This window comes from Brevibacillus borstelensis (assembly GCF_003710865.1).
Classification (GTDB): domain Bacteria; phylum Bacillota; class Bacilli; order Brevibacillales; family Brevibacillaceae; genus Brevibacillus; species Brevibacillus borstelensis.
Window position 1 is genome coordinate 73493 of record NZ_RHHO01000002.1, and the last position, 23482, is coordinate 96974.

At 46.5% G+C, this 23482-nt stretch carries 31 protein-coding genes and 1 pseudogene; 26 read left to right on the forward strand and 6 right to left on the reverse strand.

What is annotated here, in order from left to right; translation table 11 throughout:
- Positions 1-2 precede the first annotated feature (2 nt).
- The 3 genes and pseudogenes from EDM54_RS01440 to EDM54_RS01450 all read right to left on the reverse strand — a co-directional run bounded on the left by EDM54_RS01440 (position 3) and on the right by EDM54_RS01450 (position 3962).
- Complete coding sequence (locus EDM54_RS01440; RefSeq protein WP_003385822.1) at positions 3-1229, reverse strand: Ger(x)C family spore germination protein; 1227 nt, start codon at positions 1227-1229, stop codon at positions 3-5.
- Entirely contained in the window at positions 1198-2319 is a 1122-nt protein-coding gene (locus EDM54_RS01445; protein WP_122957632.1) for a GerAB/ArcD/ProY family transporter, read from the reverse strand. The genes EDM54_RS01440 and EDM54_RS01445 overlap by 32 nt, the downstream gene beginning before the upstream one ends.
- Positions 2303-3962: pseudogene (locus tag EDM54_RS01450) on the reverse strand (spore germination protein). The gene EDM54_RS01445 and the pseudogene EDM54_RS01450 overlap by 17 nt, the downstream one beginning before the upstream one ends.
- 213 nt (positions 3963-4175) lie before the next feature.
- On the opposite strand from EDM54_RS01450, the gene EDM54_RS01455 reads away from it, so the two are divergent.
- Positions 4176-5852, forward strand: coding sequence for a ribonuclease J (locus EDM54_RS01455; protein ID WP_024983824.1), 1677 nt, complete (start codon positions 4176-4178; stop codon positions 5850-5852).
- Between the two features lie 117 nt (positions 5853-5969).
- On the opposite strand, the gene EDM54_RS01460 is transcribed toward EDM54_RS01455, so the two are convergent.
- The 3 genes from EDM54_RS01460 to EDM54_RS01470 are packed head-to-tail and all read right to left on the reverse strand — an operon-like array spanning position 5970 to position 8119.
- Complete coding sequence (locus EDM54_RS01460) at positions 5970-7109, reverse strand: site-specific integrase (RefSeq protein WP_039071488.1); 1140 nt, start codon at positions 7107-7109, stop codon at positions 5970-5972.
- A gap of 27 nt (positions 7110-7136) precedes the next feature.
- Positions 7137-7706 carry an ImmA/IrrE family metallo-endopeptidase gene (locus EDM54_RS01465; protein ID WP_039071487.1) on the reverse strand — a complete coding sequence of 190 codons (570 nt, stop codon included), beginning with the start codon at positions 7704-7706 and terminating at the stop codon, positions 7137-7139.
- A 14-nt stretch (positions 7707-7720) separates the two neighbouring features.
- On the reverse strand, positions 7721-8119 hold the full coding sequence (locus tag EDM54_RS01470; protein WP_052259771.1) for a helix-turn-helix domain-containing protein: 399 nt from the start codon (positions 8117-8119) through the stop codon (positions 7721-7723).
- Positions 8120-8223: 104 nt separating this feature from the next.
- Between EDM54_RS01470 and EDM54_RS01475 the strand changes: the two genes are divergently transcribed.
- The 25 genes from EDM54_RS01475 to EDM54_RS01605 all read left to right on the forward strand — a co-directional run bounded on the left by EDM54_RS01475 (position 8224) and on the right by EDM54_RS01605 (position 23453).
- Positions 8224-8436: a helix-turn-helix transcriptional regulator gene (locus tag EDM54_RS01475; protein ID WP_039071486.1), complete on the forward strand. Its 213-nt coding sequence runs from the start codon at positions 8224-8226 to the stop codon at positions 8434-8436.
- A gap of 156 nt (positions 8437-8592) precedes the next feature.
- A complete protein-coding gene (locus tag EDM54_RS01480) occupies positions 8593-8805 on the forward strand; it encodes a helix-turn-helix domain-containing protein (RefSeq protein WP_255320323.1) in 213 nt (70 codons plus the stop codon).
- Positions 8802-9449, forward strand: coding sequence for a BRO-N domain-containing protein (locus EDM54_RS01485; protein WP_307723550.1), 648 nt, complete (start codon positions 8802-8804; stop codon positions 9447-9449). The genes EDM54_RS01480 and EDM54_RS01485 overlap by 4 nt, the downstream gene beginning before the upstream one ends.
- A gap of 28 nt (positions 9450-9477) precedes the next feature.
- Entirely contained in the window at positions 9478-9696 is a 219-nt protein-coding gene (locus EDM54_RS01490) for a hypothetical protein (protein WP_255320324.1), read from the forward strand.
- Positions 9697-9698: 2 nt separating this feature from the next.
- Complete coding sequence (locus EDM54_RS26295; protein ID WP_170208361.1) at positions 9699-9860, forward strand: hypothetical protein; 162 nt, start codon at positions 9699-9701, stop codon at positions 9858-9860.
- A 143-nt stretch (positions 9861-10003) separates the two neighbouring features.
- Entirely contained in the window at positions 10004-10306 is a 303-nt protein-coding gene (locus EDM54_RS01495) for a hypothetical protein (protein WP_039071484.1), read from the forward strand.
- Positions 10278-10586: a hypothetical protein gene (locus EDM54_RS01500; RefSeq protein ID WP_039071483.1), complete on the forward strand. Its 309-nt coding sequence runs from the start codon at positions 10278-10280 to the stop codon at positions 10584-10586. The genes EDM54_RS01495 and EDM54_RS01500 overlap by 29 nt, the downstream gene beginning before the upstream one ends.
- Entirely contained in the window at positions 10568-10825 is a 258-nt protein-coding gene (locus EDM54_RS01505; protein ID WP_039071482.1) for a hypothetical protein, read from the forward strand. Before EDM54_RS01500 ends, EDM54_RS01505 begins: the two co-directional genes overlap by 19 nt.
- Positions 10826-10880: 55 nt before the next feature.
- On the forward strand, positions 10881-11843 hold the full coding sequence (locus EDM54_RS01510) for a DUF4373 domain-containing protein (protein WP_052259770.1): 963 nt from the start codon (positions 10881-10883) through the stop codon (positions 11841-11843).
- A complete protein-coding gene (locus EDM54_RS01515; RefSeq protein ID WP_039071481.1) occupies positions 11840-13165 on the forward strand; it encodes a replicative DNA helicase in 1326 nt (441 codons plus the stop codon). Before EDM54_RS01510 ends, EDM54_RS01515 begins: the two co-directional genes overlap by 4 nt.
- A gap of 337 nt (positions 13166-13502) precedes the next feature.
- Complete coding sequence (locus tag EDM54_RS01525; RefSeq protein WP_039071479.1) at positions 13503-13736, forward strand: hypothetical protein; 234 nt, start codon at positions 13503-13505, stop codon at positions 13734-13736.
- A 35-nt stretch (positions 13737-13771) separates the two neighbouring features.
- Positions 13772-14413, forward strand: coding sequence for a hypothetical protein (locus tag EDM54_RS01530; protein WP_122957633.1), 642 nt, complete (start codon positions 13772-13774; stop codon positions 14411-14413).
- Positions 14410-15276 (forward strand): phage antirepressor N-terminal domain-containing protein, encoded by an 867-nt coding sequence (locus EDM54_RS26840; protein ID WP_255320325.1) that lies wholly within the window; start codon positions 14410-14412, stop codon positions 15274-15276. The genes EDM54_RS01530 and EDM54_RS26840 overlap by 4 nt, the downstream gene beginning before the upstream one ends.
- A 14-nt stretch (positions 15277-15290) precedes the next feature.
- The gene (locus EDM54_RS27305; protein ID WP_170208362.1) at positions 15291-15503 is read left to right on the forward strand and encodes a helix-turn-helix domain-containing protein; all 213 of its coding nucleotides are present in this window, start codon (positions 15291-15293) and stop codon (positions 15501-15503) included.
- 36 nt (positions 15504-15539) lie between these two features.
- The gene (locus EDM54_RS01550; protein ID WP_039071478.1) at positions 15540-16190 is read left to right on the forward strand and encodes a hypothetical protein; all 651 of its coding nucleotides are present in this window, start codon (positions 15540-15542) and stop codon (positions 16188-16190) included.
- Between the two features lie 204 nt (positions 16191-16394).
- Positions 16395-17399 (forward strand): zinc-finger domain-containing protein, encoded by a 1005-nt coding sequence (locus tag EDM54_RS01555; RefSeq protein ID WP_122957635.1) that lies wholly within the window; start codon positions 16395-16397, stop codon positions 17397-17399.
- 188 nt (positions 17400-17587) lie between these two features.
- Positions 17588-17878 carry a hypothetical protein gene (locus EDM54_RS01565; RefSeq protein WP_141334182.1) on the forward strand — a complete coding sequence of 97 codons (291 nt, stop codon included), beginning with the start codon at positions 17588-17590 and terminating at the stop codon, positions 17876-17878.
- Between the two features lie 21 nt (positions 17879-17899).
- Positions 17900-18388, forward strand: a complete 489-nt coding sequence (locus EDM54_RS01570) for a sigma-70 family RNA polymerase sigma factor (protein ID WP_122957638.1) — start codon at positions 17900-17902, stop codon at positions 18386-18388.
- A 133-nt stretch (positions 18389-18521) separates the two neighbouring features.
- On the forward strand, positions 18522-18953 hold the full coding sequence (locus tag EDM54_RS01575) for a hypothetical protein (protein WP_141334184.1): 432 nt from the start codon (positions 18522-18524) through the stop codon (positions 18951-18953).
- 69 nt (positions 18954-19022) lie between these two features.
- On the forward strand, positions 19023-19412 hold the full coding sequence (locus EDM54_RS01580) for a hypothetical protein (RefSeq protein ID WP_122957640.1): 390 nt from the start codon (positions 19023-19025) through the stop codon (positions 19410-19412).
- A 47-nt stretch (positions 19413-19459) separates the two neighbouring features.
- Complete coding sequence (locus tag EDM54_RS01585; RefSeq protein ID WP_122957641.1) at positions 19460-19954, forward strand: hypothetical protein; 495 nt, start codon at positions 19460-19462, stop codon at positions 19952-19954.
- 239 nt (positions 19955-20193) lie between these two features.
- Positions 20194-20445: a hypothetical protein gene (locus tag EDM54_RS01590; RefSeq protein WP_122957642.1), complete on the forward strand. Its 252-nt coding sequence runs from the start codon at positions 20194-20196 to the stop codon at positions 20443-20445.
- The gene (locus EDM54_RS27500) at positions 20435-20803 is read left to right on the forward strand and encodes an HNH endonuclease (protein ID WP_122957643.1); all 369 of its coding nucleotides are present in this window, start codon (positions 20435-20437) and stop codon (positions 20801-20803) included. Before EDM54_RS01590 ends, EDM54_RS27500 begins: the two co-directional genes overlap by 11 nt.
- 395 nt (positions 20804-21198) lie before the next feature.
- Positions 21199-21726, forward strand: coding sequence for a phage terminase small subunit P27 family (locus EDM54_RS01600; RefSeq protein ID WP_039071467.1), 528 nt, complete (start codon positions 21199-21201; stop codon positions 21724-21726).
- Positions 21726-23453, forward strand: a complete 1728-nt coding sequence (locus EDM54_RS01605; protein ID WP_039071492.1) for a terminase large subunit — start codon at positions 21726-21728, stop codon at positions 23451-23453. Before EDM54_RS01600 ends, EDM54_RS01605 begins: the two co-directional genes overlap by 1 nt.
- The last annotated feature ends 29 nt before the right edge of the window (positions 23454-23482 follow it).

Genomic DNA, 23482 nt, shown 5'->3' on the forward strand with positions numbered 1-23482 from the left:
TCCTAACCCAGCCTCATTCCGACGCGGCGTATTGTGGTCGTAAAGTTGATCTCCACATCCAACTCCTTAAATTTCTTCCGCCAGTTTTCTTTCGTTTTGATGTGGGTATTCCAGTAATCGGGGAGCTTGGCCCGAACGTGCTCTCCAAAGCCGAATATATCTGATCCGTTCTTTTGGGTCATGGCAAGAATATTTTTAATGGTATTTTTGCCACGGTCCGATACTTCGGCAGAGATGTCTTTTAACAGGCCTGGCTGATTCAAAGACCGGGTATTTTTTGTCTTTTCAACGATATCAGCTTCCACGTGGATAAAGAGCTTGATCTTTGGCTGTCCATGATCCAGTACGGCGTCAATTTGCGCGTCGCGAGAGCGGGAGCGGACCAATACGCTTCCCGGTTGGCCGGGGACAGGAGTAAAAGCGGAATAGCCTCCTTGTTTGATTCCCATCACTGCCATATAAAACCCAATTTCTAAAGGCTGGAGAACCCCGACCATCCGATCTCCTTGAAAATATGCCATCCCCGAGATTTCGGTGTTTTCATGCCGTTTTACTTCAACGACTGGCAAAAACGGTTCTTGGCCCAATTTGGAAGAGGCGCTCCAAAATAGGCCGAGGAACGCTCGTGGAAACTTGCCCAGAGAAACGGCGTTTTCCATCATGGCCGAAAGATAGAGCGTAGGGATGCGTTCCAGTTGCGGTGAGCTCTCCATGACCTTTGAGGCTCTGCCATTGGAGATGATCATCCATGCAGTACGGCGTACTTCAGGATTTCGGCGCAAATAATCGTTAAGATCGCCAAGACCTTTGCGGGCAACTTCATTGCTGACGATAATGACTCGCAAATGACCGAAAAAAAGTCGATCCGCAATTTCTTGCTGGAGGTTCAGGATCGCGTCATCCAATGTATGACCGACGGTGCTGACGAGCCAGACCGGCTTTTGCGAACCGTTGCTTCCGCTTTCCGGCCCGAGAGGAATTCTTCCCGGTACAGCAATTTGTGCCGTAATCTGGATCAGCTTTTTGTTCGGCTCCGGGAAGATACCGGTCATATGGTTTACTTCGGATTCATGCATCTGTTGGTTATCTTCGGATACGTCAATGGCGATTCCGAGAATGTTGGCTCTCGTCTCGATCTCGGTTCTGTCCCAACATCCTGTCAGAAAAGGCAGGAGCAGAGCGAGTATCAAAACGATATTAAGGTGTTTTTTGTGCGTGTTCCCGATCATGTTGATCCTCCCTTTTCTTGCGTAAAATGGCGATAATCAACAGGACTGCGGGGTAACCGATGGTGATGATGAGTCCGTACAGACCGATAGTAAGGATAAATCGGTACGTATCCATAACATTTTGCGGCACCATGGCCAGCACGAAGACGATCGGCAACAGAAACAGCGAAAACATCTTGTGATCTCTGAGGCGAAGCAGATTGCTCAGCGAATGGATCGTAAAGTAGTAGGTGGAAAACAGGGTCGTAAATACAGCCGTTACCCAAACAGCCAGAAACAAAATATCCAACCGCTCCAGGACATTGGCCGGGAGTGAGGTCATTCGGGCCAGTTCAAGGGTGGGCCAAATGAGCATCTTTGTCTCCTCGGCTCCAAAGATCGCCACGCTGGCAATCACGATCAACAGGTAGAGACCGCCTGAGACGATAATCGCCAGCACACAGGCGATCGATGTTCTCGCCGGATGTCGCATGGACGGAATGATCATGGTGACGATAAATGAACCTTGAAACAGAGCTGCAATGGTCAAGCTGCCGTAAAACCAGTGGCCTTTATGAACCGGGGCGATGGGCTGCAAATTAATCAACTCTGCGTTTTGCAGCGACAATGCGACGATTAATAGTCCCGGAGCCAAAATAAAAGGCAGGTAGAAGAGATGGATGTAAGAGAATGTGCTCAGGTCGTTTCGGCAAGAGATCGCCGCTAAGGCAAGCATGACAATGACAGTGACCTCCAATGGAGTATTTCTGAGCACAGCAGTGACGACGACTTCTCCGAATTCTCGGGCTGTCAGAGCGGACAGCACGGCAAAAAAGAAGATAATCGCGACACTCCCGACCCTGCCTATCCAGACGCCGAGAATGTCTTCGCTATAGTGAATGATCGATTTGCGGGGAAAGCGTTTCCCCAAAGCCGCCAGGATACCCAAGGAAAAAAGGGCGATCATGGTTCCGATAAAGGTAAGGAGCGGGGCGCCGGTATCTACCGCTTTTACGGCGATGACCGGCAAGGAAAGAACCCCGACTCCGATGATGGTACTGATCAACACTGCTGCTGCCTGTAAAAAGGTGATCTCACGTGGAGTCTCCATCCGAATCCTCCCACCTCCTATTTCCGACAGAAACCGGATCAAGCGTATTATGTGGTCTGGGCTCGATTACCTGGGACTTTGTCTCGATACGATTAGGATCTAGAGGGTGCAAGAGTTCAGGACGCTTGCGGGAAAGCCAAAAGGGACCACGCACTGCCGTATCCTTCATCCCCTGCCATTGGCCAGGCACGAGAGGACTCATGTAAGGTATCCCAAAAGACCGCAGAGAAAGCATGTGGTTTACGATCAGAATCAAGCCAACCATGACCCCATAAAGCCCAAAGATTCCCCCCAGGATAATCAGCGGAAAACGAAGAAGTCGCAGGGCCAGAGCCATGTCATATGCTGGCGTGGCAAACGACCCGATGGTAGTAAGAGCGATAACAACGACGGTAATCGGGCTGGCAAACCCTGCTGATACGGCAGCTTGTCCGATCACAAGCACTCCGACGATCGACAGTGCGCCTCCGACCTGCTGAGGCAGCCTGATCGTCGCTTCCCGCAAAACTTCCATGGAGATTTCCATGATCAGCACTTCTACGAGGGACGGAAAAGGGACCCCTGCGCGACCACCGGCAACAGCAACGGCGAACTCGGTCGGGATCAACTCGGGATTGAAAGAAATAACAGAAACATATAAAGATGGAAAAAATTAAGGAAAACAGAAGGGCTACCAGGCGCGATAGCCGGACAAAGCTGGATAGCACGAACCGTTCGGAATAGTCATCGACAGATTGATAAAATTGGCTGAACACAGCTGGGGCTATCAAGGCAAAAGGGCAGCCGTCGACGAGAATAATCACTCTGCCTTCCAGCAAGTTGGCCACACATTTGTCCGGGCGCTCCGTATTTTGTATTTGCGGGAACGGTGAAAAATGGTGATCTTCGATGAACTGTTCCAAATAGCCGGAATCGATCACGCCGTCGATGTCAATTCGCTGCAGTCTGTCTATCACCTCTTTAGCGAGTGCAGGATTGCACACATCCCGCAGATAACAGACTGCCACTTTCGTCTTTGTCCTTCGACCGATCTGAACGGTTTTGACGAGCAAATCCACGGAAGGAAGCCGGTTTCGCAGGAGGGCAAGATTCACGCCAAGGCTTTCGATAAAGCCTTCCCGGGAACCGCGGATCACTTGCTCCGTTTCGGGCTGACTGATAGCACGGTGCTCGACTTTGCTGGAACCCGAAATGATTGCTCTATCGAATCCGTCGATGATAATCACGACTTGACCGGACAAAACCTGCTCGACCAGGGAGCGAATCTCATGTTGGGTAGATACGTTCCCTCCGATCAGGATGTCATTTGTGATCATGGTGAGCAATTCATCTTTATCAACAATTCCGTTTTCATCCTGCGTACCGTTTTTTTGGAGGAGCGGACGCAGGATGTCTTCTTTCATTTCCCGTTGATTCGTAAGGTGCTCCAAGTAGAGTAGTGCTGCCGGAAAGCGGCCAAACACATCAAACCGACGAATCTTGAAGTCGTCGGTGTCTCCAAATGTCTGCCTCATGTAAGCAAGCGTCTCTTCGAGATTGGCGGTTAACCGCCGATTGTCAGCGAAGGAAGAGCCTGACGTGGCCTCGGGAGAAGAGAGCTTCTGAGTCTCTTTCCTGTACTTTAGCCTCTGCCACACAGACATGCGGGCCATCTCCTTTTCGGCAAGTTATCCTATAGTCTGTCAGATTCCCGCCAATTCATTCTGGTAGGTGCTCTTTTTTATTCTGGAAAATGACTTTTCCGGGTGGTTGTTTTTTCTTGTGTTCCACTTTTCGATTCGGGTATAATGAATCTAAGTGATTTGGGGCGGTTAATTTGAGTGTGAAAGACAACTAAATATAGGAGGTTACACGTTTTGGCAAAATCGAATCACTCTGTTCTCATTTTCGCCCTGGGCGGAGTAGGCGAAATTGGGAAAAATATGTACGTAGTCCAATGCGACGATGAAATTGTGGTCATCGACGCCGGATTAAAATTCCCAGAGGAGGAAATGCTGGGAATTGATATGGTAATCCCGGACATTACGTACCTGGAGGAAAATCGCGACAAAGTTCGCGGTATTATTGTTACGCACGGACACGAGGATCACATCGGCGGACTTAGCTATGTGCTAAAACGTTTGAAGGTACCGGTATATGCGACAAAATTGACGCTGGGTCTGATTGAAGCAAAATTAAAAGAAGCGGGTATTCTAAACGATACAAAGCGCATTTTAATTAACAGCGACTCGGAAGTTGATTTCGGGAACATGAAGGCGACGTTTTTCCGCGTCAACCACAGTATCCCGGACAGCGTAGGCGTTTGTCTGGAAACCCCTGAAGGATACGTAGTGCATACGGGGGACTTCAAATTTGATCAGACACCGGTAAACAATCAACAGGCTGATTTGGCCAAGATGGCCATGATCGGTGACCGTGGCGTATTATGTCTGCTGTCGGACAGCACCAATGCCGAGCGGCCCGGTTTTACCGGCTCGGAGCGTTCTGTCGGTGTTGCGATCAAGGATGTGTTCAGCAAAGCGGAAGGACGGATCATCGTTTCCACTTTTGCATCCAACGTTCACCGGATTCAGCAGGTAGTCGATGCTGCGACCGAATATCGTCGCAAGATCGCTGTCGTGGGCAGGAGCATGCAAAACGTCATCCATATCAGTAAGGATCTGGGGTACCTCAACGTGCCTGAAGGTCTGTTCATCGATACGGATGAAGTGAACAAGCTTCCTGCCGAGCAAGTAGTCATTTTATCCACTGGAAGTCAAGGGGAGCCGATGTCCGCGCTCACTCGTATGGCCCGATCCGCCCATCGGAAAATCGATATTCTTCCAGGGGACACAGTAGTAATCGCAGCTACACCTATTCCTGGCAATGAAAAATACGTAGCACGCACCATCGATCAATTGTCCCGGATTGGCGCTGAGGTGATTTACGGCGGGCACGGTCCGAATGGCGCTGTGCACGTTTCCGGTCACGGCAGTCAAGAAGAGCTTCGTCTGATGTTGAATCTCATGAAGCCAAAGTACTTTATCCCGATTCACGGCGAGTTCCGCATGCTGAGAATGCACGCCATGTTGGCAGAACAGGTGGGAGTTCCAAGTGAGAACATTTTCCTGTTGGACAACGGTGACACAGTGGAAATCTCCGGGGGAAAAGCACGGTTTGGGCCAAAGGTCAACGCTGGCAATGTCTTGATTGACGGCCTTGGTGTCGGCGATGTAGGAAATATTGTTCTTCGGGACCGCAAATTACTGTCACAAGATGGAATTCTGGTAGTTGTCGTTACACTCAGCAAACAAAATGGTACGATTTTGTCCGGTCCAGACATCATTTCCCGCGGATTTGTCTATGTTCGGGAATCTGAAGAGCTGTTGGACGAGGCAAATCGCATCGTCACCCAAACACTTGTAAAATGCATGGAAGAAAATGTGAATGAATGGTCTTCTTTGAAAAATAACGTCAAGGAAGCCTTGGGCCGTTTCTTGTACGATCAAACCCGCCGTCGTCCAATGATCTTGCCCATCATCATGGAAGTGTAATTTAACATTTCAAGATAACATTCGTGGAACCCTTGGTACATCAGGGGTTCCTGGTGTTTTCTGGGGTTGAAAACGAGGGCTCTGACAACCGATTGACAACCTTTAGTTCGTTAAAGCTTAGACTTTGGCCCGCTTTATGGCCTGATCGAAATTTTTGGCGAGGTCCCGCTGCATTGAAGGGAGAACGTGGGCGTAGGTGTTCAGCGTGATAGTGACATCTGAGTGGCCTAATCGTTCACTCACGATTTTGGGGTTTTCACCCAACTGCAAGAGGATAGTGGCGTGGGTATGTCGGAGATCATGAAACCTGATAATAGGTATACCAGCAAACTTACAAGCGATCTTGAAATCATGATTCACGTCGCCAGGAAGTACCGGTGTGCCTGTCCAGTTCGCCACCACCAAGTCATTATCTTCATAACCCTGGCCCAATTGGAGTTTCATTTCTTTCTGTTTGATATAATGGCTTTTCAGTTCCTGCAAAGCAAATTCTGGTACATCAATAGTGCGGATAGCTCCTCTCGTCTTAGGTTCTTGCATGACCGCTTTTCCGCCGACATTAACAAGGGTCTGTTGGACTCGAATAAGCCCATTTTCTAAATCGCAGTCCGACCAACGAAGGCCGAGGATTTCTCCTCTTCGCATCCCGCAAAATATAGCCAATACATACACGATATAGAACTTCTTGTTGCCGGTTTTTCTCTTCTTGATTGCTTTTAAGAACTGGTTTATTTCTTCCAAAGTCCAGGTCTGTACCTGCTTTTTCTCGATCCGTGGTGGGGTAACAAGGGATGTGACATTTTCCTTAATCAACCCCCATTCTTTTGCTTTTCGGAGTGACTTGCTTATTACTGCATGAATGTTTCGGATGTAGCTGGCTGACAAACCATCATCTACCTTTTTGGCGTAAAGTCTTTGAAGGTGACGCGGGCTGAGGTCTTTCAGTTTGATTTGCCCCAGTTCCGGAAGTATGTGCTTCTTCGCAAGGAAAAGGTGGAATTGATAGGTGGATGGCCGAACCGATAGCCTTACCGTGTTCTCCATGAAGTCCAGCAGATAAGCCTCGTATGTATCCCCTGATTCTTTGAACAGCTCACCCCGCTGAAATTGTGCAATCATTTCTGCACATGCCACCTCGGCTTCTCGTTTGGTCTTGAATCCAGAACGAGTTATCTGCCGGCGTTTTCCTGATTCATCAACTCCTAAGGATACCGCAAATGACCAATTGCTACCACGTTTTCTGTAGTGTCCTTTCACATCTATTACCTCCATTATGATTCTGCATTATTGATAAAAGTAACGAAATCTCCAGTCATATTGAAAAATTGGCTTTGACAGTGTTCGATGAGACCATCCACCACTGATGAATCCATCGTATACCCGGTTTTTTATTTGCTCTAATCGCTTCTTCACGAGATGAAGTGGTAATTGAAATTCTTCTGACAGCAGATGTTCAAACTGAGACCAGGTATTCACTTCTTCAACAAGCTCCTCAATCATATAAACTGGGATAGACGAATAAAGCTGGAATTGAGCTGCCTGAATCTCCTGAAGATCAACTAATCCTCTTGGTAAATGATTCTGGTTCCCCACGTGCATTAAAGGATGACATAATTCATGAAAAAAATGTTCCCTTCTTGTCTTGTTGTCTAAATGTTCACCAAGTAAAATCATGCAAAACTCATCATCAAATATCACTTGTGACCTACAGTTTTTTGATTCTACAATTACTGCGTTAAAAATAGAGGCGATATGATCTATATCTAAGTCGCATGCATGATAAATCCCGTTTGCTTTATATAGATCGTAAAGCCATTCCTCAACTTCAGAGGTTTTATAAAATGACAAATCCACGTTGTTTCCCCTCTCTATTTTTTTGGTCCAGATTTTGGTGGACCGCCCGGTCTAATTATATTGATTTTAGCTTCTTTCATCTTTTGTGCCTTGCGAAGACGAAACATTTCTAGTGACTCTTTTAACCATTCCACTTCATCCTCAGTTAATACTTCTTTAGCTCCGTCGAAGTAGGCTACATTAGCCTTAGATGTAGAAACCTGAACATCTTCAGTGCGCCCTAGAAGATAATCTGTTGTCGTACCTAATATGTCCGCGATTTTCCCAAGTGTACTACTGGGAGGGATGGATAGATTTCGTTCATAGTTAGAAAAGTTTGCCCGGTTCATGCCGAGTTTCTCTGCCATATCGTCTTGAGTGAAACCCCTTTTCAACCGTAATTCCCTTATGCGTTCGCCCAAACTAGACCCCATAAATAATCTCCTTAAAAAGAAATTTTGGTTTACGCATTGCGTAAATTAAACTTACGTGCTATTATGTAAGCACATCACAAATAAAGGTGGTGAAACAACTAGCAATGGAAAAAAAGTTTAACCGGCCATTTTTCAAAGAAGTTCGCAAAAAACTGGGTAGTCAGGATAAAGTAGCTCGTGATTTAGGGATCTCGAAAGATTACCTCCGTTTCATTGAGAATGGCTATATGACGCCAGGTGTAGAATTGATGAAAAAAATCGCTTCGCATTTTGGAGAGCCTATCCAAAAGCTATTTCCCGATGTTTTTAGCATTTAAATCACCCAAAAACATTATATTACGTAATTATAACTTACGCAAGTTGTAATTTCGCAATGAAGCGAATAATGTAATTTTTATGCGCTTTTTTAATGGGCGAAACGTAATTTTAAATTGCGTAATGTTTACTAAAAATTACTCGGAGGTGTTAAAAAGGTGATAACAGCGCCCAAAAGCTATGCTGATCTCCCGCCGATCCTCACAGCAAAGCACATAGCAAACTACCTTCACATCTCAGAACGTCGTGCTTACGAATTGATGGATCTCAAGTCTTTCCCGTTGATCCGTCTGGGCCGGAGCAAGAGGGTAAATAGGGAGTCGTTCATAAGGTGGTTGCAGGAAATTGAGAGCACGGGGGAATGCAGATGACAATGAACATTCGTGTCGAAAACTGGATGGGTCATCCGATCCGGTTTGTGGAGAAAGAGCCTGGCGAATGGTTTGGAGTGGCGCAGGATGTTGCGAGAGCACTAAATTACAAACACACGCCTCATATGCTTCGGCTAATTGATGACGAGGAAAAAGATGATGTCCACTTAACGGACAGCATCGGAAGAAAACAAAAGATGGCAGCAATCTCCGAAACAGGAATCTACGACGCAGTTTATAACAGCCATCGTCCAGAAGCTAAGGAGTTTAAGAAGTGGGTTAAGTTGATGCTCAAGCAGCTCCGCCAGCAAACAGGCCTCGAAGGATTCCAAGTGTTCCGTATGCTAGATAAGGAGCATCAGAAGGAAGCGATGAGTCGGTTAAAATCCAATCTGGCGCAACCTGTTAGGGTGGATTTTATCAAGGCAAATACGATTGCCAATAAAGCAACATCGTCCGCTTTCGGGCATCCGAAGATGATCAAGAAAGAGCAAATGACACCGGTGATGTTAGTTCATCGGGAGCAGGTTTTGGACGATACGGTCGATTTGATGTCAGTTAACGAAAAATTTGGCTTGGGGTTGTCTGTTTCCAAGATGATTTACCAGAAATATCTGCATGGTCTAAATAAGTCAGCTCGATAGTTGAACAAGCTTGAGAGGGGGAATGGGGTTGAGTAACTTTAGTAAACGAGCGATCTGGATGGCCGTTAACTCCGAACACGGCGACCGTCTGGTGCAAATCTCTAGGGAGCATGCGTCGCTTGCAAAACGATTGATTGAAGAGGGGAAACAACTCTCAGAAGCAGTGGTGAGTGAAATGAAAGCTCGGATAGACCAACTACGTACTGAGCGCGATCATATCCTTGCTCAATTTGAAAGGAGGTGTTGAGGATGAAAAACCAAAACCTGGCGACGCCAGCGGAAATGGTTGAGGACATCCTGACCGATCCGGTCCTGCAAAGCCGGATCAGTGCGGATGCTTTTATCGGGCTTCTGATGATGGCGAACATGCCGGAAAATGAAAAGCCCACCTGCTACCAACAGGTGGGATAGTACGGTCATTTCCGTTCATCTTGGCGGATAGGGGAAATGACAACCGAACAAACGGAGGACAAGCCTCGCTACTACTCATTATAGCTAAATCTTCGGAAAAGTATACATAAAGTTTGTCCTCCAGATAAAAAGGAGCGGTTCATTTGACAAAGGCTGAAGCAAAACTTATGGATACTGTTCTTCAATGGTCAAAAGAAATGGGAGTGGACATCACGGAGTTTTTTTCTCCGAATGGCTTCCTTTTTCGTCAATGGTGGGAGGCAATCGTCTCCAGCATGACTCTTGAAGACGTGTTGGTCTTTCTCGGGTTACCTGAAAATCCAGGAGCAAAAGAAAATTGCGTAACACAAAAAATGCGTGAAATAGCAATTGCTCACCGTGACCATCTTCTACAAGCCGCGAAAGGAGCGGGGGAACATGCAAAAACCGAACAATGCGTTGGATGATTTTTACGTGTTCATGTCCCATGTTGATGCGATGTGCCAAAGCTACGGCCTCAACCGTGAGGACTATTCGACTCCAGCTGATTTGTTCCGTGCTGTAGTGGCTAAAGTCCCGATTTATAAGCTCCTCTGCCTTGATGAATGGATGGGAGACGACTATCTGCGAGATGACATTTTGGGGATTATGCATCGAGCGGTTAGAGAACGACTTGCGGAGCTAGCTTCACCAGTTGGAACGGCTTCACCTGAGGGGAGGCAACCTGCATGCGTCGAGGTAGTGTAGAGGATTTGAAACTGAGGTATTTAGCCATAACCCACCGCGCCACAGCTGGAGACGAGAATGCAAAAATAACGCTGGATATTTTTCATGGTCTCATGGAGGAACTAATTACCGAAAAACAGGTACGGGTGATTCTGGACGTATGGAAGATGTCCGGCATTAAGGCGGCATATACAGTGTATGTCTCTTTGATCAAACGACATCCTGAAGGGGAACGAGCAGTTTCTATTGCGACAGTGTAGGCGTGTGTAGGGGACCACAATTTAGAAATTCGGCAACAGAGTAGGTGAGGTATTCATGGCGCGTCCGCAAAAGGAAGGGCTGGATTATTTTCCTTTGGATTTGGATATTGACCAAGACGACAAGCTTGTTGTCCCAATCGCAAAATTCGGAATGCAAGGTTTCGGTATCATAATCAAGCTCATGATGGAAATATACCGGAATGGCTATTTCTATCAATGGGGCGAAAAGGAGCAATACGTTTTCGCAAGCAGGGTTAATGTTGACATTAACGTAATTGTTGAGGTCGTTAATGAATGCATTAAGTGGGGTTTCTTCAGTCAAAAACTTTACGAGGAGCATCATATTTTGACCTCAAAGGGGTTCCAAAAGCGGTACATCGAAGCGGCCAAACGGCGCAAAGAGATCGTGCTCATGAACGAATACCTGCTTGTCGATGTCGAGGAGCTATCGCAAAAATTCAAAATCCCTATCACAGTGGTTAATGTTACAAAAACTACAGTTAATGAGAACATTAACCCAAGTAAAAGTGACTCAGGTGCGACAGAAACACCACAAAGTAAAGTAAAGGAAAGTAAAGTAAAGAATAAAAGAAATCCCCCTCGACATCCGAAAACGTATGCCGAGGACACCCTTGCATTTAAAATTGCTGCCTATCTACACAAGAAGATCATGGAGTACGCAGAGGCTTTAGGGGTATCGCATCTCGTCAAGAATGCCAACTTGCAGAAGTGGGCGGATGAGTGTCGGAAAATCATCGAAATTGATAAGCGGGATAAGGACGAGGTTAGGCGACTCATTGACTGGACTACAAGCCATAACTTTTGGCAGCGGCAGATACTCAGTCCGACGAATCTCCGAAAGCACTACGAGAAGTTGTGTATAGAGATGGCAGCGGCGTCTGCCGGAAGTAGAAAGACGTCATCTGGTTACGGAGGAGGCGTACAAGCCGATCCGATCAGCGTAACAGAGTCACCCAAAGAACAATATGAGCCGATGCCAGGGGTTGGTTTGGAATGATTACGTTACCGCATTGCTCTCAGACGGAAATTGAAATCCTTGCATTGGCAATGTACAGCAAGTCGACACTCGCTGATTTAAGCGTCCAAATCAAGCCGGAACAGTTTTTCTTCCCAGATGCGGGACGGGCCTTTGATTTGCTGCTTCGGCTTGATCAAGAAGGTAAGCCGACCGACCCTGTAACTGCAGTTGCGGAGTCCACCGATCCATCGGTGAACCAGACCATCATCCGTGCGTCGTCGGAGTACGTAAGTGCTGAGCGTTCAGAATACCTGGTCAAACGATTTCTTGATTACCATCAGCGCAGAACGTATTTCAAGATTGGGCAAAAGCTTCAGGAAATGGCGCTTGATAGCTCGATCAAGCCGTCCGAGCTGACAGACGTTGTTGAAACCGAAATGATGTCCATCCACTTCGCTGAAGAGAATCGGGAAATCATCGACCCCAAAACAGCAGCTATGGAGTCTATGGATGATTTTTATACAAGGGAATCCAGTAAAGAACCACTGGGGATCCAGCTTAGTAAAACACAAGATAATGGCACAATCTATGGGTTCCCGGGAATTGATAAATGCTTGTATGGCTTACAGCCGGGCGACTTGATTCTCATCGCGGGGCAATCGGGGGAAGGCAAAACAGCGTTAGCACAAAACATTGCAACAATGACTTCCCTATCCCAAGACTATTTCACCTACTACGAAAACACAGAAATGAGCGCATCGCAGATGGTGACACGCTTTGTTTCCCAAATGACGGGGATACCTTTTCAGGAAATTTACACTGGACGGTTAACTGGCTCCCCGGAGCAGATCGCCCACAAGCGAAAGCAGATTGAAATTGCACACGGAAAATTTTCTCAATCGAACATCTACCTTTCGGAACTGCCCAGCCTTACCCTTGGTCAATCAAAGGGGTTGGCGAGGAAGTTTAAACACAAATACGGCCGGCTGGATCTGCTTGTGATCGACTACGTTGGGCGGATGGAAATGGATGACGAGATGAAGAAGGGCATGCAGGAATGGCAGGTCATGGCAAAGATCACCAAAGAGGCGAAAAAGCTTGCACAGCAGCTAAAAGTGCCGATCATTCTACTGGCCCAGCTGACAGAGGAAGGCAACCTTGAGGGAGCCCGTAAGATGATCAACGACACAGATGCCACGTTCTTTTTGGAGCGCTTGACGGAGGAACAAATAAAAGAGTTCCCGAGTGCGACCCATCGTTTACGTAAGCGGAAAGTTCGGCGCGGCAGTACTGAGAGGGATATCCTGCTCCAGTTTAATAAACCAATTCAACGAATCTTTGAGGTGTATTACCAACGCTGAGGAGGCGGCAGTATCGTGGGCCAGGCTCGATTTGAATCATGGATAGCAAGGTTGAGAAGTGGCGAGAAAAACATTTGGCTCATTTATGAAATGTGTAAGGAGCTGTGGGAAGTGAAAGGGGCAGCATTCAGACAGTTGAGTCATCTGCAAAAAGTAAGGCTTCTACGTGAATTGCTTCCAGGGGTGCCAGTCGATCTAATTACATCAGGGTACATTGAGTATGCCAAATCAGATTGGAACAGCATCCCAGCAGATTGCGAGATTCAGTTGAGATGCAAGGACAACAAGTCATTTGATTTTACTTGGCATTACGTGTGTGCCCAGGACGGTGAGGCGAATGTTTACCATCTTCCGAATCGATGTTGAAAACCTCGTGATTGAAGAGGTCGGAACTGTCACTGATGAAGAGGCAGACAGTAACGTGTTTGATGCCCTGAACTACTACCTGTGGTGGAACGAAATATCGCCATATTTTGAGTACGAGGACTTGGCCGTTGAAAGTGGTAGCGGGGCCAAATACGACGATGGAGATTACATCTATGTGTCGCGGGCCGTGTCAAAATCCACGTAAATTATTCCAAAATTATTCCAAGGGAGGAACACGGAATGCCAGCAGAACTTGAGTTGGATTCGAAATTCTCAAAAAAGCTGGATCTCTACTGGGATTCATTTGTATCAGCTTTGCCTGACGCTTTTTCAAATGACAACGCTCTTGCACGTTCTATCCTGTATGGGGTAAAACTTGCCGGTCGTGAGAAAGGACACATGACATATGAAGAGCTGACTGTAAAATTTCAACTCTTTGAAATGGTTATGCACCTTGTGACATTGGTTACACCTCGAAAGTTTGTTCAGATATTCCCGATAGAAAAGAGATACGACGGCAAGCGATGGGATACGAAAGACTACTTCTACACGGTAGAAATGATTAACGAGCATGGATGGGATGAGCCTATTGGCGTGACAACGGAAGAGGTATTTGAGTTTCTGTGGGACTATCAAAACTGGGATGTAATGATTTTCCTTGTGGAATATATGGGGCTTATGAGTGATATAAGAAGGGCACAAGGACAGCCGGGAATTATGGAGCAATGGGCTGCTGAAAATGGAATACGAACATACACCATGCATTCAACTTCAGATGGAAAGCAATATGTAGTTGATGAAAACGGCCGTTCAACGCCGATCAAGAAGAAGCGCCCCAAGCATTTGAAATTAGTGGTTCCAAAGAGGGGGTCTGTCCATTGAGTCAACTCATCCCAATGGAACAAAAGATGATCCGCTTTAACGGTGCCGACATTTTAGGCGTCAAGGCGAATGACGGTAAGATTTATGTCGGGGTTAAGTGGATCTGCAAAGGTATTGGTTTTGATAAGAATCATTCTGACGCACAAGTTAAAAAGATTCAGTCGGATGTAGTGTTGAATAAAGGTGCGTCAAATTTGACGCTCCCTACAAACGGCGGCAATCAAGAGGTTTTGACAATTGAGCTTGACTTTCTTCCTCTATGGCTTGCGAAAATCTCAATCACACCAACAATGCAAAGCGAACAGCCCGAGGTGGCTGAACGGCTGATCGAATATCAGTTAAAGGCCAAGGATGCGTTAGCTCAAGCATTTCTTCCTCATGAGCGGGTATTAACGCAGATGGAGATACTTGCCACCATCACCCAGCGAATGGCCCAACAAGAGCGAGAGGAGATGGAGAGGAAACGGCGGGAGGCAGAGCGTGATCTGGAAGTAAAGTCCCTACAAGCGGGGTTTACCACTTTGACGGATAACCTAACCGCTGTCCCGGATGCTGCCAAGATTGTTGATCTGATCAACGAATACTCTCGGTGGACACGGATGGGCCACAACGAGATATATAACCGAATCTACGACATCATGAAGGACCAACACGGTATCAGTGTACTGGAGCGTGTACATCGTGAACGGGAAAAGATTAACGCTGAACGAATCCAGAAGACCGGCAGGCCATATGCCGAGTCCACTCTCAAGAAAATGGTAAACGGTATAGATGTGATGGTGCGAATGGGTGTCTTGGACAAGTTTTACGCGATCCTTGTCGGATTGTTGGCAAAGACGAAGCAAGAACGGCTATTTCCATGAAAGGAGCTGAGACAATGCATACAAGCAGTCCGTTGAGCAAGATCACTCTACGAGATGCCAGAATATTGAGCGGCTACACTCCAAATGTAGCGGCCAAAGAAGCAAAAGTGTCGGTGGAAAGTCTCAGACGGTATGAACAGAATCCTGGCAAGACTCCGATTCATATAGCCGTCAGATTATCAAATCTATACAACATTTCGATAGATCGATTGAGTTTTAAAAAATAAGAAATTAACAATAACAAAATTGAAGGAGAGATTTACATGTCAAATATTCAAATGATCGAATCAAATGCTGGAGAAGTGAAGCACCTTTTTGAAGTGATGAAGAAATACGGGGTGGCATGCTCGCTTGAAATTAATTTTGATAGGGCCGACGATCCGTTTATTGGTACCTCAGGCACTAAAATTGACACCGAATATTTGGAAGGGAAGGATGGTGACACGTTAATTGTAAAACTAGATGAGGTAGATTTTGCTTTCGGCCTGAAAGATCATTCATTCAGTAAGTATATTACTGACCATCAAATCATGATCGCCATCTCGGAAAATGATGGGGACTATACTGCATGGTTCAATAGCAACGTTGTCCCCCCTATAGGTATCTGGGAAACTAACAATTATGATGATGCCGTTGGTAATGACGAACCATTCACGGATGATGAGAAAGAGTTGATTTACTACCTGAGAAGCCTTGAGTTTGATGACGTCTTGGATGCAGTGGTGGGCATCGAGCATGAGGCAGATAAGAGCATGCAAAAGGCAGCGGTCAATTTCCGTGAGGGGAACCACCTGAATGTAAAAGGGTTCGATGAAAGGGCTGCTAACCTTTCGAAGTTGGCAGAATTGCTAGGCAAAGCAAATGCTGACTATGCCGCACACATTCATCCCGAAGCCAGCGAAGACATCGTTTAAGAAAGCGGGATGATATCATGATATGCGCGTTTTGTGATCACCCAATAGAGGATAGCAAGCCGGACTGGATTTTAGTCAGCAAGGCTCCGAGTGTGCAGCATTTTTGCTGCCTCGGATGCCTAAGTGGGTATGTGGAAGAGTTGGAGATCGAAGAAGATGCAGATGGTAACGCCATTGTGAATTAATGTGAGGTGGGTTTACCAGATGACCGTGCTTACAACTGGTGAACGCAAAAAGAAAAAAGAAACGCGCATAGCGATCAATAATTATATTGACCGGTACTGTGTGGATTGCAAAAAAATTACAGAAAATAGAAAGAAATATGGACAATACAAAGCTCAGGAGCTCTGTAATACGGATTGTGAAATTGGAAAAAAACTGTTGACTCTCGGTAAGGCTTTACTATCTGGGCGCAGTATAACTGAAGACGACATTGAACCACTAAAGGAGGATACTGAAGTCAATCAAGAGGGATGTGAGACAGTGGATGAGTTAACAAGAGGAAAATATCTGGAATTAAGCGGTACGATGCCAGATTACAAAATTGCGAATCAATATAACATTTCTACACAGACATTAAATCGACGTAAGAAAGAATGGGCGATTGAAGATAGACGCCTCAGTCCCGCTAAGCCGACCGATTTAGATAAGAGAAAGGCAAAAGGACGCCCTGGTCGTCCACGGGTAAAGCCAGCCGATGACAGTCCGGAAATGCCGTTGGTTAAGAATCCGGCAGAACAGCCACCATCGGCTCAGCCGATTGAGGATGTGGAAAAAGTGTCAGAGCTCGAGAGAAAGCTCGATGTTAAGGAGAACGAGATAAATCGTCTTAAAGCGGAGAACGCAGAGCTGCGAGACATGTATGAGCAGCAGACCAAGGAAATTCAAGCAGCCAACCTTCATTCGTTCTCTTTGTTCCTCCAAGGGGCACTCCGGTTCTCCATTACGACGAAAAATGAGGACGCTGCCGACACTGCCAGACGCACCTTACAAAAGCTTGGCACCGACCTTGATTACCGTGTCAGGAGCGGGGTAATCGAAGTAACCACGGAAGTTGACAGCACACCAACAACATTAGCAGCTATCCAGGAGGATGACAGTCATGCACGTACAAGAGTTGAAAATCGATCAAGCAACGAACACGGTTTTAGTTCCAGTGGGGAGTGGCCCGGCTATGGTCCTGATCGACCCAAAGCGGAATACAGTTAACCTGGTCCCGCTCGTCCACCACGGGGATGTCGTGGTAAAATGTTACCAAGGAAAAATTACCGGATACGATGAGCGTAAAAGCCATCGATTTGAATAGCCTGGGACCGACAACGGGAGGGCGTCAGATTCACACCTGCAGCATGGGTGTGGTCTGGCGCTCTTTTCTTTTTCAGAAGGAGAGGACAAACGTGATAACGATCAGAGAATACCTGGAATGGAAGTTCGGACAAAGCCAGCTTGAAGCCTTATTGTCACGAATCCAGCGGGGAAGGATCCGAATTGAAATCGGAACCTTAGAAAACAATGAACGAAGTATTGGCCCGCAGCGAAGGTCAGCTGTGGCCCGGACCACTTCAATAAATAACTCTAACAATCAAAAACGTCCGGCAGAATCCTTTTCCTTTGATCAACTGCGCCGGATGATGGGAGACATCGGCCCGCGCCGTTTCTTAAAAGACTTGGGCAGCAGACGCAAGTAGGCGTAATGAGGAGGGGTTCTCATGCAAGATTTGCTGCAAGGGTATAAAGAGACGAGACGGATGCTGAAGCGAATGCACAAGGAATGTCAGGGTAAGTATGAAGTGACTGGTCGTCAAATACTGTCATCCATGATCAGGGAGATAGAATGGGTCATTGAATGGTTGGAAACCGGTAGGAGGCCGGGAAACAGACGTGGGATTGAGCGGAGAGCGTCATACCAAAAAGAAAAACTAATGGACCCGATCCGTATGCAAGCGTTTGTTGCAAGAAGTACAGCTGGCAGCCCATCGAATCTGTCAGAGTGGCAAAGACAACAGATCGAAGACGCCCTTTGTGTATTGAGTGAAAGGGAACGGGATTGCTATTTAATGGCATATGGTGAGTGTTTCTCACACGCAGAGATCGCTCGTTTGCTCGGGATCACAAAGAGCAGCGTGGACACACACATCCGAAGAGCGCAAAAAAAAATTTCAGAACGTCTCACAAACAGCCTATTTCTTGTCGGATAGGCTGTTTTTTGTCGTGCAGATGCCACCTATATATGAAATGAGAACCTCTCGCTCCGCTTAAAAAAGCTGGGAGTTTTTTTCTCTAAAGGGAAATAGGTCGCCTTGTCGAATCCTGGAGATTGAGGTGATAGGAGTGAGAAAAGTTAAGGACTGGATTATTGCTGACAGTATCTACAGGGAACTGGTTGAATCTGTAAAGAGTGATGGGATTAAATGGAGTTTGATGTTGCACTTAGATTTGCTTAAAAATAAACTTATGGAAGAATATAACCATACTGAACTGAAGTTATTAAAAGCACATGCAAACGCGATAGAAAATAAATTAAAAAATCAGCAACTTATGTTAGCCCTTTTCGGATTTGTTTTGGCTTTTTTAGGGATGATCATGAAAGAATCATGGCAGCCGGCACCAATAATTTCAATATCAATCCCGATTATCGTGTATATACTAATGGGGCGAAATGCATTTGATTTTTCAAGAAGAATTACAACAGTTACACTCGTAAAGGAGATAATAGATATATGCCTAATAGAAACGGAAAAAAATAATAAATCTGATCACTAGTTCTATAGTTGCAGCATTAAACTGAGGATTATCTCCTATGGTGACTGCCGGGTGTAAGGATGGTTCGCGGTGGAGGTCCCTGCCGAAGGAAGTGGGGCTTTTGGTATAGACAAGCAGAAAAACTTCCCTCAAAATGGAAAAGGAGAGGGAGGTGAATATATGTTAAATAAACTACAAGTAAGTATTTTACAAGCTATTAAAGAAAGAGACTTCAATTATGGTCCCAAGATTACAATTAATAGCTTTGAGTACACTGAAACAGAAGGAACAGAACGTAAGTACGAAGCTGCTTATAATTTAAGCAGTTTGAAAAATTTGGACATGGTGGAGTTCGATGGCGAAGTAATAACTCCCAGTGGGAAGAGACACCCTAAGTTTGGCAATAGTGTGCATATGATATCGTGGGATAGGGTCCATATTAGGCCCAACGGGATTGAATATCTGAATAAATATTTGTAAAGGCACCGATTCTGGTGCTTTTTTTTCATGGAGGTGGGTGAGATGTAGTGCGTCAGTTTGTTGATCCTGACACCGGCGAAGTGTTTTATGAGGAGCAGATCCTCCGGCGGCCAGATGAGATCGTAAAGGTTTTCCGACCTGCCGGACGCAGCTCCAAATTCGTGAAGATCAAAGCCAGCCAGAAGGCGAAACGACGGCTCAGGAAGCTGTCGCTCGCTGAGGCTGGCTTTTTGTTGAAGATCGCGCCGTATGCTAGTGAGGGAGCGAACCTGTTGGTCGGGGATAACGAGCGGGGGCAGAAAGGCGTACCGCTAACAATCATGGATTTATCACGAATTGCCGACTGTTCGTACTCAACGGCCCGTAGAATCGTGCAGCTATTCATCGATCAGCGCATCATTCGGCGAGCAAACTTTGACGGCAGAGCTGCTCTGGCTATCAATCCTTTATACTCTCTCAATGGTAAGGCAGCAGATACAGTGCTTTTGCATCTGTTCCGAGCCGAAATCAGAGAGGCGGGAGAAGACCCGAATTCTGAGTAGGGGGTTGCCAGAAGCCAACAGGCCGCCAAGCTTTGAGTCTGTAAGGACGAAGCCCGTTTTTGACACCGCCGCGAAACATATACTTTTCGCCCAAAAAATAGCTTTTTGACGGCGGTCGAAAATTGTCCGTCAATCCTTGCGTAGCATGGGTTTCAGCGATTTTGTGACTGGCGATATTCTTTATTCTTATATCTATCGCCAGAGAAGAACACCAACGCTTGAAGAAAGGATGATCTTGAGTGGAAAGAGTGTTATTGCTTTTGAAATATCTGGATAGGCTCAATACGATGGCAGCCACACCAGGAGGCGTTCCGCAAATATGGGTAAAAGAATGCGTAAATGCAATTCGCGCTGAATTAGGACTGCTCAGAGCAGACGTTGTTCCCATAAGTAGGCTACTGGCGAGCATCCAGGAGCCGGAAGTCAGTGTAAAAGTAAGACAAATCATCGAAGAAATCATCATCAGCTCCCTTGAAACAAATGGCAAATAGACCGCTAAAGCCATGTGCCTCTGTCGGCTGTTCTGGCTTGACCCGGCAGCGATATTGCGACAAACATCAGGACAAGGAAAAGGATAACCAGCGTTACTACGACCGATTCGTCCGTGATAAGCGGGCCGATCAGTTCTATCACAGCAAGGAGTGGCAGCGGGTACGTGAGCAGGTTCTCATCCGTGATCATTATCTCTGCCAACATTGCTTGAAGCAGAAGCGGGTTACAAAAGCGGAGATGGTTCATCATATCCATCCGCTGCGGGAACACTGGCATTTACGCCTTGTCCCTTCAAATCTCATCAGCCTGTGCAATGCATGCCATAATCAGGTGCATGGAGGAAAGAGCCATGGATAGACGTTGCAGTTATTGTGGATCGGACGAGCATCCCCTCGAGCTGTGTCCGAAGACATGGAGCGGGAGCGCAAATCGGCGTTGGAATCTGTATTGCTCCTACTGTGGCAGCAACAAGCACATGGTCGAATACTGCCCAAAGACATATGCCGGACCAGCTAATAGGCGGAACAATCCAAACGGTCTTTTCCTCAAGTAGAACAAGCACGTCGTCAGAGCGATTCTAAGGGGGCAAACAGACGCCTTTCTGTCTGGGTGAACAAAATACATCGGATGGACAAGAAAGGGGGAGGGGGAGGGCAAAAAATTTCGCACAGGGCGTTTTATACACCGCGCCCCAGTCGAATGTTTACAAAACTCCCCAATCAAAATTTCGAAAATGAGAGGAGGGCGGACACATGCCGAAGCCAAAAGAACCCGTTGCACTCATACTTTTAAAGGGGAACAAGCATCTAACCAAAAAGGAAATTGAAGAACGAAAAGAGCAAGAAATAAAGGCTCCAGCAGACAAAATCAGAGCCCCTTCTTATCTGCCCAAAGAGTTGAAAAAGGAATTTAAGAAAATATCCGACGAGCTGGTACGAATCGAGATCATGAGTAATCTTGATGTCGATGCATTGGCTCGTTTTTTGATGTCTCAAAAGATGTATCTCCAAGTCTCAGAGGAATTGTTGAAGCGTCAGCCTGTCAGGACTGTGCTTGAAACAATCAAAGATGAAGAAGGTAAGGTTTTGGGCGTACAGGAACATGAGGTTGTCAGCGAAGCGTATGGTGAACTTCTTCAAATGCAGGACAAGCTCTTTAAACAGTGCAGAGCTGCAGCGGGTGATTTGGGCTTGACCATTTCCTCGCGGTGCAGACTGGTTGTACCCAAGCCCAAAGAAAAGCCAGAAACAGAGTTTGATAAAAGGTTCGGTGAAGTGTGATGCTTGGTTTGAAACAATGGCTGATTCACTACTGTCACGATGTCATAAATGGAGAAATTATTGCTTGCCAAAAGCACAAGTGGGCGTGTGAACGATTCCTCCGAGATATTGAGCGGGCGGGGACGGATGCATTTCCATATGTCTTTGATGAAGACAAGGCTCTTCGCTTTTTCGAATGGATGAGTTTGTTTCGGCACACAAAGGGTGTGCTCCGAGGCGAGCGGATTCAACCTCATGAAATCCAGGTCTTTGTCTTTGGGAACATTTACGGGTGGGTCCATAAAGACACTGGCTATCGCCGTTTCCGTAAAGCGTATTGGCAGGTGGGAAGAAAAAATGCCAAGTCGCAAAGTTTGGCGTGTGTTGCATCCTATGAAGCTATGGCGTTGGGCGAAGGAATGTCTGAAGTATATATCGGCGCCACAAAGACAGAGCAGGCGAAGATCGTATACAACGAAACGAAAGCAATGCTGAACGCTTGTCCTGAGTTGCATGGTAAGTTCAAAGAGGCATATGGGCGAATCACGCACTTACGAACAGATTCGATCATCCGTCCTCTCTCAAAAGAGGATAAGAAGACGGGCGACGGATTAAACCCCCAGGCTGCTATCATTGACGAATACCATGCACACGATACTGACGAAGTGTACAACGTCTTGGATTCCGGCATGGTGGCACGGCCGCAACCTCTGCTCATGGTCATAACAACAGCAGGAGACACCAGCGGCCCTTGCTATCGGGTGGAGTATGACTATGTTTCTCGACTGCTCAATCCAAACGAACCTACCGAAAATGAGCAGTATTTTGTAATGGTGAACGAGCTGGATAAGGACGACGATGGCAACCTTATCGACGATATTCAGGACGAACGAGCATGGCTAAAAGCGAATCCAATTGCAGCTTCGTACCCGGAAGGTCTTGCAAACATTCGAGCGAGACTTGCAGAAGCACTGGAAAAGCCCGAAGCTATGGACGACTTCCTTACCAAGAACATGAATGTGTGGATAAGCACAGGAGAGAACAAGTATCTTCGGGCTGAGAAATGGACAGCGTGCGGTCGTAGCGAGACAGAACTGCCGGATGTTCGCGGGCATGAGGTATTTGTTGGAATCGACTTATCGTCGAAAATTGACCTCACCAGCGTTACGTTTGAAATCCCTTTGGGAGACGATTCGTATCTCGTACTCAGTCACTCATTCATGCCAGAAGATACGTTGAAACACAAGCAAAATACGGATAAGGTGCCGTATGCTCTTTGGGCGCGGCAAGGATGGATTACGGTTACGCCAGGAGCGGCGGTAGATTACAAATTTGTGGAGAAATACATCGTAGATCAACTCGATAAAAATGGTTGGATTTTGAAAGAATTGTGTTTTGACCCTTGGAACGCCACCCAATTTGCGCAGGAGTTTGACGCAAAGGGGTACACAGCGGTGGAGATCAGGCAGGGATACCGTACCCTTTCAGAACCAATCAAACATTTTCGCGAAATGGTTTTGGAGAAAAAAATCATCCATGATCGAAATCCCGTTTTGGCTTGGGCAGTGAGTAATGCCGTAACCCGTCAAGATCACAATCAAAACCTGATGCTCGACAAGGACAAATCAACTGATAGGATCGACCCTTTGGCTGCTACCATCAATGCGCATAGTCGCGCGATGTTTATGAAAACGATAGATGTTTCTGAGTTTTCAAGAGATGACTTCTTGAAAAAGTTGTGGGGGTAAACGCCAAGCACTGGTGTGTCTGGACCATT